The following is an 11667-nucleotide window of genomic DNA, read 5'->3' on the forward strand; positions in this document are numbered from 1 at the left end:
ACCGCTCGACTTGCATGTGTTAAGCACGCCGCCAGCGTTCGTCCTGAGCCAGGATCAAACTCTCCATAAAAAGTTCAAACCCAACAAAACAAACAAACTAGCTATCGCCAGAATCATTTGACTTGCCCAAAAACCCACAACACCCCACACCCAAACGGATGCAGAACGCCATGACAAAACAAATCACAACGACATAAATTGCATGACACACTGTTGAGTTCTCAAACATCACACGCACTCGGAGCGGGAGCTTGCGCGCCGCCTCCGGGGCAACCTGTGAAACTTTACCGGTGTTGCCGGGGGCCGTCAACTCCGCAGGACTTGCGCTCTACGGGGGTTGTCGGCCTCGGATCACGACCGGCGTCTGGGCACACGACGAACCAGGGACCTTTGGTCTCACGACCGGGTTTGGGAGCCGCGTGCTGCGACGTGGAGGAAGTTAGCAGGGTCCCCCGCCCCCCATGCAAATCGGGGTCGGCTTCGGCTCCCAGAGGGTGCTCAGAAGCCCTCTGCCAGGCGGTGACGGCGGTACGGCGAGACCGTCGGGTCACCGTCGATCCAGAACCGCCACGGGCGCCCCGCGGCCCTCCGCAGGCCGGTCCGCGGTCCGCTCATGATCGTGTCGACCGGCTCCCCCGGCGTCAGCGTGATCGCCCCGCCCGTCAGGTCGGTGCCGTAGTGGTGGAGCGCGATCCCGAGGGCGCGGCCGAGCCGGCCGGGTCCACGGGCGAGGTCGCGATCCGCGACGCCCGGCCGGAGGCTGCGGGCGATCTCGATGCCGTCGACGACCTCGCCGGCGCGCATCAGCACACCGCTCGGGGTGCCGTCGGGGCCCACGCTGACGTTGGCGCAGACATGGATGCCGTGGCTCAGGTAGCAGTACAGGTGTCCGGCCGGGCCGAACATCACCCGGTTGCGCGGGGTCGGACCGCGGTAGGAGTGCGAGCCGGGGTCGTCGGCGCCGGCGTACGCCTCGACCTCGGTGAGCCGGACGGCTACCGGGCCGTGTCGCAGCACCGCGCCGAGGAGTCGCGGGGCTACCTCCTCCACGGGTCCGTCGAGCAGGTCAGCGAGCGCGTCCACGCACTCCCTCCAGCACACCCCGGGCCTCGGCGACGCGGGTGCGCAGCTCACCGAGCTGCTCGGCGACCCGCACCGGCGCCGTGCCGCCGCGACCGTCGCGCGACGACACCGAGCCCTCGACGGTGAGCACCGAGCGCACCTCGGGGGTCAGTGCCGGCGAGATCGCCGCCAGCTGGTCGTCGGAGAGCTGGTGGAGCTCGATGCCCTGCTGCTCGCACTCCCGCACGCAGGCGCCGGCGACCTCGTGGGCGACCCGGAACGGCACGCCCTCACGCACCAGCCACTCGGCGATGTCGGTCGCGAGCGAGAAGCCCTGCGGCGCCAGCTCGGCCATCCGCTCCTTGTCGAACACGAGCGTCGCTATCTGACCGGTGAACGCCGGCAGCAGCACCTCGAGGGTGTCAACGGAGTCGAAGACCGGCTCCTTGTCCTCCTGGAGGTCGCGGTTGTAGGCCAGCGGCAGCGCCTTCAGGGTCGCCAGCAGACCGGTGAGGTTGCCGATCAGCCGGCCGGCCTTGCCCCGGGCCAGCTCGGAGATGTCGGGGTTCTTCTTCTGCGGCATGATGCTCGACCCCGTCGACCACGAGTCGTGCAGGGTGACGAAGCCGAACTCCTTGGTCGCCCACAGGATCACCTCCTCGGCGATCCGGCTGATGTCGACACCGGCCTGCGCCGCCACGAAGGCGAACTCCGCGACGAAGTCGCGCGACGCGGTGCCGTCGATGGAGTTGGCGGTCGAGCCGGTGAAGTTCATCTCGCGCGCGACCAGCTCGGGGTCCAGGCCGAGGCTCTGACCGGCGAGCGCGCCCGAGCCGTACGGCGAGTCCGACTCGACCCGCCGCCGCCAGTCGGCCAGCCGGTCGACGTCGCGCAGCAGCGCCCACGCGTGGGCGAGCAGGTGGTGGGAGAGCAGGACCGGCTGGGCGTGCTGGAGGTGGGTGCGCCCCGGCATGACGGTGCCGATGCCCGGCGGACCGAGATGGTCCTCCGCCTGGCCGGCGAGGGCGTCGACGAGGTCGAGGAGCAGGTCGCCGACGGTCAGCGAGTGGTCGAGCAGGTAGGACCGGAAGAGGGTGGCGATCTGGTCGTTGCGCGACCGGCCGGCGCGCAGCTTGCCGCCGACGTCGGGACCGACCTCCTCGATCAGCAGCCGCTCCAGCGCGCCGTGCACGTCCTCGTCGGCCGGGTCCGGGAGGAGCGACCCGTCCGCGAACCGCCCCGCCAGCACGTCGAGCCCGCGGTGCAGCTCGGCCTCCTCCTCGGTCGTCAGCAGCCCGGCTGCGGCGAGCGCCTTGGCGTGCGCGTGGGAGCCGCCGATGTCGTAGAGCCCCAGCCGCCAGTCGAAGTGGGTGGACCGGGACAGCGCCTCCAGCTCGGGCGACGGCCCGCCTGCGAAGCGGCCGCCCCAGAGCTTGCCCTCGTTCGTGCCTCCCGTGCTCACCGTGCTCCTCCCAGGACCGCGTCGATCGCGGTCGCCATGATGTCGGGCAGGTCCGGCGAGGCGGCGGTGCCGTCCGTCCGGAGGGCCTCCGGCGTCCACCACTGCGCTTGCAGGATGTTGCCGATCTCCGCCTCCTCCAGCCCGCCGAAGTGGACGTCGACCTCGGCGTCCAGGGGTACGGCGAAGAAGTGGTTGTCGCTCAGGTAGGCCACTCCCGCCCAGGAGAACGGGTGGCTGGCGCGGTGCACCGGTCCGACCAGCGCGTCCTCGGGTACGACGAGGCCGGTCTCCTCGAGCATCTCCCGCACCCCGGCGGCCGCGAGCGACTCCCCCGGGTCGACCGCCCCGCCGACGCTGACCCAGTGCAGGTCGCCCGGGTGGGCCGGGTCCTGGCCCTGGAGCAGCAGCACCTCGCCGGCCGGGTTGACCGGGAGGACGCGGGCCGCGACCCGGTTGATCGGTGCGCTCATCAGTCGGTCCCGAGCTCCATCGCGGCCTCGTCGAGGAGGGCCTCCTCCTCGCCGGTCAGGTCCGGGTTGGCGGTGATCTGCTCGGCGCCGCCGGCCTCGATCTCGCCGTAGAGGACGCCGTTCTCGACGGCGACCAGGCCCTGGTGGGTGGGCTGGTCGGCGTACTGCTCCAGCTTGGCGCGGGAGTCGGCGATGTCGAGGTTGCGCATGGTCAGCTGACCGATCCGGTCGGTCGGTCCGAACACGGCGTTCTCGGTGCGCTCCATCGACAGCTTGTCGGGGTGGTAGGAGAACGCCGGCCCCTCGGTGCGCAGGATCGTGTAGTCCTCGCCGCGCCGCAGCCGCACGGTGACCTCACCCGTCACCAGCGACGCGATCCAGCGCTGGATCGACTCGCGCAGCATGAACGCCTGCGGGTCGAGCCACCGACCCTCGTAGAGGAGCCGGCCCAGGCGGCGGCCGCTCGTGTAGTAGTTCTCGAGGGTGTCCTCGTTGTGGATCGCGTTGAGCAGGCGCTCGTAGGCGATCCAGAGCAGCGCCATGCCGGGCGCCTCGTAGACACCGCGGGACTTGGCCTCGATGATCCGGTTCTCGATCTGGTCGGACATGCCGAGGCCGTGGCGCCCGCCGACCGCGTTCGCCTCGAGCACCAGGGCGACCGGGTCGTCGTACCGGACGCCGTTGATGGCGACCGGACGGCCGGCCTCGAAGGTGACCGTGACGTCCTCGGCCGGGATCTCGACCGACGGGTCCCAGAACTTCACGCCCATGATCGGCTGGACGACCTCGAGGGACACGTCGAGGTGCTCGAGGGTCTTGGCCTCGTGCGTCGCACCCCAGATGTTGGCGTCGGTGGAGTAGGCCTTCTCCTTGCTGTCCCGGTAGGGCAGGTCGTGCTCGATCAGCCACTGGCTCATCTCCGCGCGACCGCCGAGCTCGTGGACGAACTCCGGGTCGAGCCACGGCTTGTAGATCCGCAGCTCGGGGTTGGCCAGCAGGCCGTAGCGGTAGAACCGCTCGATGTCGTTGCCCTTGAAGGTCGAGCCGTCACCCCAGATGTCGACGCCGTCCTCGTGCATGGCACGGACCAGCATGGTGCCGGTCACGGCCCGGCCGAGCGGGGTGGTGTTGAAGTAGGCGCGGCCGCCGGACCGGATGTGGAAGGCGCCGCAGGCCATCGCGGCGAGACCCTCCTCGACCAGCTGGCTTCGGCAGTCGACGGCGCGGGCGATCTCGGCGCCGTACTCGAGGGCACGGACCGGGACGCCGGAGATGTCGGGCTCGTCGTACTGACCGATGTCGGCGGTGTAGGTGCACGGGATCGCACCCTTGTCGCGCATCCAGGCCACGGCGACGGAGGTGTCGAGACCGCCGGAGAAGGCGATACCGACGCGCTCGCCCTTGGGGAGGGCGGTGAGGACCTTGGACACTTACTGGTTCCTTTCGGCAAGGGCGGTGAACTTCAGGGCGAGGGCTTGGCCCCCGGCGGGGTCGCGGCCGATCACCAGGACGGTGTCGTCGCCGGCGATGGTGCCGAGCACGTCGGGCAGGTCGACCCTGTCGATCGCGCTGGCCAGGAACTGGGCGGCGCCCGGAGGGGTCCGGAGCACGACGAGGTTGGCGCTGGCCTCGGCGCTGGCGAGCAGCTCGGCAGCCAGCCGGGCCAGTCGCTGGGACGCCGCGGCGCTCTCGGTGTGGACGGGGGTGCGGTCGCCGCCCTCGGCCGGGACGGCGTAGACGAGCGAGCCGGACGAGAGACGGACCTTGACCGCGTCCAGCTCGACCAGGTCGCGGCTCAGGGTGGCCTGGGTGACGTGCACTCCCCTGCCGGCGAGCAGGTCGGCGAGCTCGGCCTGCGAGTGCACCTCGCGGCTCCCGAGCAGGTCGATGATCAGCTGTTGACGGGCGCTCTTCGTCAGGGGGGTCAGGGCGTGCTCGCTCATGGCCCCTCCTCGTGACGGTGCGTCTCGAGCCAGGCCAGGATCGCCTTCTGGACGTGCCGGCGGTTCTCCGCCTCGTCCCACACCACGCTCTGCGGACCGTCGATCACCTCGGCGTCGATCTCGGAGCCTCGGTAGGCGGGCAGGCAGTGCAGGACGATCGCGTCGGGCGCGGCGTGGGCCATCAGCTCGGAGGTGACGCCGTACGGGCCGAAGATCGCGCGGCGCGCCTCGGCCTCCTCCTCCTTGCCCATGGAGACCCAGGTGTCGGTGACGACGACGTCGGCGTCCTTCACCGCGGCGACCGGGTCGTCGGTGACGACAGCGGAGCCGTACGCCGGCGCGTAGCCCTCCGGACAGCCGAACACGACCTCCATGCCGGCGATCGCACCGGCCACCGCCCAGGAGTTGCCCATGTTGCAGGCGGCGTCGCCGAGGAAGGCGACCTTGAGCCCGGCCAGCGTGCCCTTGTGCTCCTGCACCGTCAGCAGGTCGGCGAGGAGCTGGCACGGGTGGAACTCGTCGGTGAGCGCGTTGACCACGGGCACGCCGGCGTACGCCGCCATCTCGTCGATGCGGCTCTGCTCGAAGGTGCGCCACACGATGGCCGAGGCCTGCCGACCGAGCACCCGCGCGACGTCGGCGACCGACTCGCGGTGGCCGATGCCGGCGAGCCTGCCCTCGACGAGCAGCGGGTGCCCGCCCAGCTCGGCGATGCCGGCGGCGAACGACGCCTGCGTGCGCAGCGTCGGCTTGTCGAAGATCATCGCGACCGTGCGGGGGCCGGCGAACGGCTGGTGCTCGAACGGCTGCGCCTTCATCGCGGCCGCGAGCGCCAGCACCTCGGTCTGCTCCGCCGGGCTGAGGTCGTCGTCGCGCAGGAAGTGCCTCATCAGCGTGCGCCCTCTCCACCGGGGGCCGTGACGCCGGCGCTGTCGAGAACGGCGGGCCAGGCGTTGATGAACGCGTCGACGTCGGACTCGCTGATGACCAGCGGAGGCGCCAGCCGGATCCGCTCCGGCGTCGGCGCGTTCACGATGAACCCGGCGTCCTGGGCAGCGGCGACGACCTCGGCCGACTTCGGCTCGGCGAGGTCGAGACCGATCAGCAGTCCAGCCTCGCGCACCTCGGTCACGCGGGGGTCGAGCCCGAGTGCGTGCGCGAGCTTGGCGCCCATCGCCGAGACGTGGCCCAGCAGGTCCTCGTCCCGGATCGTGTCGAGGACGGCCAGCGCCGCCGCCGCGGCCACCGGGTTGCCGCCGAACGTCGTGCCGTGGTTGCCGGGGTCGAACAGCTTGCCCGACCCGCCGGTCGCGATGCACGCGCCGATCGGGATGCCGCCGGCGAGCCCCTTGGCGAGGGTGACGATGTCGGGCACCACGCGGTCGCTCACCAGGTCCGGGTGCTGGTGCGCGAACCATGCCCCCGTCCGTCCGATGCCCGTCTGGACCTCGTCCAGCCACAGCAGGGCGCCGTGGTCGTGCGCGATCCGCTGGGCGGCGGGCAGGTAGTCGGTCGGCGGTATGACGACGCCGGCCTCGCCCTGGATCGGCTCGACGAGCACGGCGGCGGTCGTGTCGTCGACGGCGGCTTCGAGAGCGGCGACGTCGCCGTACGGGACGAAGACGACGTCGCCCGGCAGCGGCTCGAACGGTTCGCGGTAGGCGGCCTTGGAGGTCAGCGCGAGCGCACCCATGGTGCGGCCGTGGAAGGAGCCGGCGGCCGCCACGATCCTGGTGCGGCCGGTGCGCCGGGTGAGCTTGAACGCCGCCTCGTTGGCCTCGGCGCCCGAGTTGGTGAAGAAGACCCGGCCCTCGACGCCGAGCAGCGTGACGAGCCGCTCGGCGAGCTCGATCTGGGGCTCGCTGGCGAAGAAGTTCGAGATGTGGCCGAGGGTGCCGAGCTGGTCGGCGACGGCCTTGACCAGCCGCGGGTGGGCGTGACCGAGGGCGTTGACCGCGATCCCGCCGAGCAGGTCGACGTACTCGCGTCCGTCGACGTCCCAGACGTGGGCGCCCTCGCCGCGGGTGAGCACCAGCTTCGGCGGGCCGAAGGTGTTCATCAGCGCGCCGGCGTAACGCTCGGACCACTCGGTCGCAGTGGTGCTCATGACTCGATCTCCCTGGCCTTGCGGGTCTTGGTGGTCACGCCCGGCAGCACCTGGGTGCCGACGCCCTCGTCGGTGAACAGCTCGAGGAGTACGGCGTGCGCCTGCCGGCCGTCGACGACGGTGGCTCGGGGCACGCCACCCTTGACCGCCTGCAGGCAGGCGCCCATCTTCGGGATCATGCCGCTGGCCAGCGTCGGGAGCATCGCCTCGAGCACCTCCGGGGCGATCTCGCCGATGACCTCCTCCGGGTCCGGCCAGTCGAGGTAGAGGCCCTCCACGTCGGTGAGGACGAGCAGCTTCTCGGCGCGGAGCGCGATCGCGAGCGCAGCCGCCGCCGAGTCCGCGTTGACGTTGTGCACGATGCCGTCGGCATCGGGGGCGACGCTGGAGACGACGGGGATCCGGCCGGCCTCGATCAGGTCGAGCACCGACTCCGGCCGCACCTTCGCGACCTCGCCCACCAGGCCGAGGTCGACCTCCTCGCCGTCGACGACGGTGTTGGTGGCCTCCGCCGTGAACAGGCCGGCGTCCTCACCGGAGAGGCCGACGGCCAGGGGCCCGTGCTCGTTGATCAGCCCGACCAGCTCGCGCTGCACCTGGCCGACGAGGACCATCCGGACCACGTCCATCGCCTCGGGGGTGGTGACCCGGAGACCGCCGCGGAACTCCGACTCGATGCCCAGCCGGTCGAGCATCTGCGAGATCTGCGGGCCGCCGCCGTGCACGACGACCGGCTTGAACCCGGCGAACCGCAGGAAGGCGATGTCCTCGGCGAACGCCTTCTTCAGGTCGGGGTCGGTCATCGCGTTGCCGCCGTACTTCACCACGACGATCTTGCCGTGGTAGGCCTTCAGCCACGGCAGCGCCGCAGCCAGGGTGGCGCCCTTCTTGGGGTCGGGGCGGCCGGGGTCGTGGAAGGTCGTCTCGATCACGATGTCCTTGGCGATGTCGTCAGTCATGAGCTGTACGCGCTGTTCTCGTGGACGTAGGCATGGGTCAGGTCGTTGGTCCAGACGGTCGCCTCGGCGTCGCCGGACTTGAGGTCGATGGTGACGGTCACGTGGCGGGGCTTCAGGTCGATCGTCGCCGGGTCCTCCCCCGGTCCGGAGCTCCGGCAGACCCACACGCCGTTCATCGCGACGTCGAGGTCGGCGGGGTCGAAGGCGGCGTTCGTCGTACCGATCGACGCGAGCACCCGTCCCCAGTTGGGGTCGTTGCCGAAGACCGCCGCCTTGAACAAGTTGCTCCGCGCGACGCTGCGGCCGACCTCGACCGCGTCGTCCTCGGTCGCGGCGTTGACGGTGGTGATCGCGATCTCGTGGTCGGCGCCCTCGGCGTCGGCGAGCAGCTGCATCGCCAGCGAGCTGCAGACCTCGGTCAGGGCGGCGGTAAACTCCTCGGCACTCGGGGTGACGCCGCTGGCGCCGCTCGCCATCACGGTCACCGTGTCGTTGGTCGACATGCAGCCGTCGGAGTCGAGCCGGTCGAAGCTCACCCGGGTCGACGCCCGCAGCGCGGCGTCGAGCTCGACCGCCGGGACCACCGCGTCGGTCGTGATGACGACCAGCATGGTGGCCAGCTGCGGAGCCAGCATGCCGGCGCCCTTGGCCATCCCCCCGATCGACCAGCCGTCGCGGGTCACGACGACCTGCTTGCTCACCGAGTCGGTGGTCATGATCGCGTGGGCCGCGTCGTCGCCGCCGTCGGCGGACAGCGCGGCGTGCGCCGCGTCGACCCCGGCGAGGAGCGTGGGCCGGTCGTTGCGGAGCCCGATCAGCCCGGTCGAGCAGACGACGACGTCGATCGCACCGATGCCGACGTGCGAGGCGACCCGCTCGGCCACCTCGTGGGTGGTCTGGAAGCCCTCGCTGCCGGTGTAGCAGTTGGCGCCCCCCGAGTTGAGGACGACCGCCTTGACGACGCCGTCCTTGACGACCTGCTCGCTCCACAGGACCGGGTTGGCCTTGCAGCGGTTGGCCGTGAAGACGCTGGCGGAGTCGAAGTGCGGCCCCTGGTTGACGACCAGGGCCAGGTCCAGTGCGGCCGGGTTGTCCTTGTTGTTCTTCAGGCCGCAGTGGACACCGGCGGCGACGAAGCCGGCGGGGGTGGTGATGCTCATGTTCGTGGTTCCTTCGGGAAGATCGACGAGTCAGCTCGACGATTCAGGCAGGGACGGCGGGGGTGATGTCGTGCCCCGATCGTCGCCACGCCTCCTCGGCGCGGTCCGCGTCGTTCTTGTGCACCAGGATCCAGTCGGTGTCGTAGGTGGCCAGGGGGAACACGCTGATCTCCGCCTCGGCGAGCGGGCCGAGCAGCGCGTGCAGCACCCCGGTCAGCCCGAGGTCCAGCGGGCCTGCCACTGCGAAGGCCGTCAGCGGCTTGTGCGACCGGGCCTTGGTCGGCACGCTCCGCGCGGCGCAGACGAGGGAGGTCTCGGTCGCAGTGGCCGTGACCGAGAAGATCGACGAGGACTCGGCCCAGGTCGGGATCTCGGCGCCGGGACCGAGCCGTACGACGGCGAGGGTCTCCGGGTAGCGGAACAGGGTGTAGGTGGTCATGGTGCCAGTCCTACCGCAGAGAGGCCGGTGGTCTCGTCGTACCCCAGCGCGAGGTTGAGGCACTGGACGGCGGCGCCGGCGGTGCCCTTCGCGAGGTTGTCGACGGCGCCGACGGCGACCAGCCGGCCCGCGGCCTCGTCGACGGTGACCTGGAGGTGCACCGCGTTGGAGCCGACGACCGACTTGGTCTGGGGCCACTGACCCGCCGGCAGCACGTGCACGAACGGCTCGTCGGCGTACGCCTTGGCGTAGGCAGCGTGGGCCTCGGTCGCCGTGAGCGGCCCGGCCAGCGGCGCCGAGCAGGTCGCGAGGATGCCCCGCGGCATCGGCACCAGCAGCGGCGTGAAGCTCACCCGCACCGCGGCGTCGGTGAGACCGCCGAGGTTCTGGGTGATCTCGGGGGTGTGCCGATGCACGCCGCCGACGCCGTAGGCCGTGACATTGCCCATGACCTCGCTGCCGAGCAGGTTCGTCTTGGCGGCCTTGCCGGCACCACTGGTGCCGGACGCGGCGACCACGACGACGTCGGGCTCGATCAGACCGGCGGAGATCGCAGGGGCGAGCGTGAGGGTCGAGATCGTCGGGTAGCAGCCCGGGACGGCGACCCGCTTGGCGCCGACGAGCAGCTCGCGCTGGCCCGGCAGCTCGGGAAGGCCGTAGGGCCAGGTGCCGGCGTGCGGACTGTCGTAGAAGCGCTCCCAGTCCCCCGCGTCGGCGAGCCGGAAGTCCGCGCCGCAGTCGATGACGAGCACGTCGTCGCCGAGCTGGGCGGCGAGCGGCCCGGACTGCCGGTGCGGGAGCGCGAGCACGACGACGTCGTGGCCGGCGAGGGTCTCGAGGCTGGTCGGCTCGAGGACCCGGTCCGCGAGCGGGGTCAGGTGCGGTTGCAGCGCGCCGAGCGGCTCACCGGCGTTGCTGCCGGCCGTGAGCGCGCCGATCTCCACGTGGGGATGCCCGAGCAGGAGGCGCAGCACCTCGCCCCCGGCGTACCCGCTGGCTCCGGCGACGGCCACCTTGACCCGATTCATATGCATGACTATACAGAGGTCTGCATCATTTCGCACGGCGAGTTCAGGAAACCGGTCGCCCGTGTCGGCGATCCACCGTACCGTCCGCGCAGTGACCCGACTTCCGTACCCGGACTACGCCGCTGCCATCCGCCGCGAGTCCCAGCGCTTCCGCGACGTGCTCGCCGACTGCGACCCGGCCGCCGCCGTCCCGTCCTGTCCCGACTGGACGGCGTCCGACCTCCTCTGGCACCTCACCACCGTGCAGCACTGGTGGTGGGCGGTGATCACCAACCGCCCCCGGTCCCCCAAGGAGACAGGCTACGAGGAGCCGCCGCGCCCCGAGCAGTACGACGCGCTGCTCGCCGCCTACGACGACGCCCACGCCGCGTTCGTCGCGGCGCTCGAGTCGGCCGACCCGGCCGACCCGGCGTACAGCTGGTCCTCGGACCCGGCCGACCACACGGTGGGGTTCACGTACCGCCGTCAGGCCCACGAGGCGCTCATCCACCGGCTCGACGCCGAGCTCACCGCCGGGTCGGTCACGCCGTTCGACCCGGTGCTCGCCGCCGACGGGGTCGACGAGACCCTCGACGTGATGTACGGCGCGCTCCCCGAGTGGGGCAGGTTCGACCCCGAGCAACGCTACGTCGAGTTCCGGATCACCGACGCCGGCAGCTCGGTGTGGACCCAGCTCGGCGTCTTCAACGGCGCCGCGCCCGACGACGGCCAGGTCTTCGTGGACGAGAAGGACATGCACGTCGTCCCCGATCCCGGCGTGCCGGCCGACGCCGTCATCACCGGTACCGCCCCCGACCTCGACGCCTGGCTGTGGCACCGCCGCGACGACGCCGGGATCACGGCGACCGGCGACCCGGCCGCGCTCGAGCACGTCACGGAGGTCCTCAGCAACGCGATCGACTGACCGGATCGGTACGTTCGCTCCCGTGATCCAGCGACTCGCGATCTTCCTCGGTTCCCGCGACGGCTCCGACCCCGGCTTCGCCGAGCACGCCTACGCCGTCGGCGGACAGCTCGCCGCCCGGGGCGTCGGGGTC

Annotated in this window: 12 protein-coding genes and 1 rRNA gene; 1 reads left to right on the forward strand and 12 read right to left on the reverse strand. The window is 71.3% G+C overall.

Features of this window, described 5'->3' with window-relative positions; all coding sequences use genetic code 11:
- The 12 genes from H0488_RS17360 to argC form a co-directional block, all read right to left on the reverse strand.
- A 16S ribosomal RNA gene (locus tag H0488_RS17360) occupies nt 1-70 on the reverse strand; the annotation flags it as partial.
- Nucleotides 71-498: 428 nt separating this feature from the next.
- The gene (locus H0488_RS17365; protein ID WP_183100505.1) at nt 499-1083 is read right to left on the reverse strand and encodes a DNA-3-methyladenine glycosylase; all 585 of its coding nucleotides are present in this window, start codon (nt 1081-1083) and stop codon (nt 499-501) included.
- Nucleotides 1067-2524 (reverse strand): argininosuccinate lyase, encoded by a 1458-nt coding sequence (gene argH, locus H0488_RS17370; protein WP_183100506.1) that lies wholly within the window; start codon nt 2522-2524, stop codon nt 1067-1069. Before argH ends, H0488_RS17365 begins: the two co-directional genes overlap by 17 nt.
- Nucleotides 2521-2994, reverse strand: coding sequence for an NUDIX hydrolase (locus H0488_RS17375; protein WP_183100507.1), 474 nt, complete (start codon nt 2992-2994; stop codon nt 2521-2523). The genes argH and H0488_RS17375 overlap by 4 nt, the downstream gene beginning before the upstream one ends.
- The gene (gene argG / locus H0488_RS17380; RefSeq protein ID WP_183100508.1) at nt 2994-4424 is read right to left on the reverse strand and encodes an argininosuccinate synthase; all 1431 of its coding nucleotides are present in this window, start codon (nt 4422-4424) and stop codon (nt 2994-2996) included. Before argG ends, H0488_RS17375 begins: the two co-directional genes overlap by 1 nt.
- Nucleotides 4425-4937 carry an arginine repressor gene (locus H0488_RS17385; RefSeq protein ID WP_183100509.1) on the reverse strand — a complete coding sequence of 171 codons (513 nt, stop codon included), beginning with the start codon at nt 4935-4937 and terminating at the stop codon, nt 4425-4427.
- Nucleotides 4934-5830, reverse strand: a complete 897-nt coding sequence (gene argF / locus H0488_RS17390) for an ornithine carbamoyltransferase (protein WP_220794725.1) — start codon at nt 5828-5830, stop codon at nt 4934-4936. Before argF ends, H0488_RS17385 begins: the two co-directional genes overlap by 4 nt.
- The gene (locus tag H0488_RS17395; protein WP_183100511.1) at nt 5827-7044 is read right to left on the reverse strand and encodes an acetylornithine transaminase; all 1218 of its coding nucleotides are present in this window, start codon (nt 7042-7044) and stop codon (nt 5827-5829) included. Before H0488_RS17395 ends, argF begins: the two co-directional genes overlap by 4 nt.
- Nucleotides 7041-8003, reverse strand: coding sequence for an acetylglutamate kinase (argB, locus tag H0488_RS17400; RefSeq protein WP_183100512.1), 963 nt, complete (start codon nt 8001-8003; stop codon nt 7041-7043). Before argB ends, H0488_RS17395 begins: the two co-directional genes overlap by 4 nt.
- A complete protein-coding gene (argJ, locus tag H0488_RS17405; RefSeq protein ID WP_183100513.1) occupies nt 8000-9163 on the reverse strand; it encodes a bifunctional glutamate N-acetyltransferase/amino-acid acetyltransferase ArgJ in 1164 nt (387 codons plus the stop codon). Before argJ ends, argB begins: the two co-directional genes overlap by 4 nt.
- Before the next feature lie 43 nt (nt 9164-9206).
- On the reverse strand, nt 9207-9602 hold the full coding sequence (locus H0488_RS17410; protein WP_183100514.1) for an ACT domain-containing protein: 396 nt from the start codon (nt 9600-9602) through the stop codon (nt 9207-9209).
- Nucleotides 9599-10636: an N-acetyl-gamma-glutamyl-phosphate reductase gene (gene argC, locus H0488_RS17415; protein ID WP_220794722.1), complete on the reverse strand. Its 1038-nt coding sequence runs from the start codon at nt 10634-10636 to the stop codon at nt 9599-9601. Before argC ends, H0488_RS17410 begins: the two co-directional genes overlap by 4 nt.
- 85 nt (nt 10637-10721) lie before the next feature.
- Here argC and H0488_RS17420 point away from each other — a divergent pair, with 85 nt between their 5' ends.
- Nucleotides 10722-11534, forward strand: a complete 813-nt coding sequence (locus H0488_RS17420) for a maleylpyruvate isomerase N-terminal domain-containing protein (protein ID WP_312856401.1) — start codon at nt 10722-10724, stop codon at nt 11532-11534.
- Nucleotides 11535-11667 lie beyond the last annotated feature (133 nt).

This window comes from Nocardioides pelophilus, assembly GCF_014180685.1.
In the GTDB taxonomy this organism is placed as follows: domain Bacteria; phylum Actinomycetota; class Actinomycetes; order Propionibacteriales; family Nocardioidaceae; genus Nocardioides; species Nocardioides pelophilus.

Bases quoted from the DNA above. Each gene is read 5' to 3' on its own strand.
- H0488_RS17410 (WP_183100514.1), bottom strand. From the start codon at position 9,602: ATGACCACCTACACCCTGTTCCGCTACCCGGAGACCCTCGCCGTCGTA.
- argJ (WP_183100513.1), bottom strand. From the start codon at position 9,163: ATGAGCATCACCACCCCCGCCGGCTTCGTCGCCGCCGGTGTCCACTGC.
- argB (WP_183100512.1), bottom strand. From the start codon at position 8,003: ATGACTGACGACATCGCCAAGGACATCGTGATCGAGACGACCTTCCAC.
- H0488_RS17375 (WP_183100507.1), bottom strand. From the start codon at position 2,994: ATGAGCGCACCGATCAACCGGGTCGCGGCCCGCGTCCTCCCGGTCAAC.
- H0488_RS17395 (WP_183100511.1), bottom strand. From the start codon at position 7,044: ATGAGCACCACTGCGACCGAGTGGTCCGAGCGTTACGCCGGCGCGCTG.
- argC (WP_220794722.1), bottom strand. From the start codon at position 10,636: ATGCATATGAATCGGGTCAAGGTGGCCGTCGCCGGAGCCAGCGGGTAC.
- H0488_RS17385 (WP_183100509.1), bottom strand. From the start codon at position 4,937: ATGAGCGAGCACGCCCTGACCCCCCTGACGAAGAGCGCCCGTCAACAG.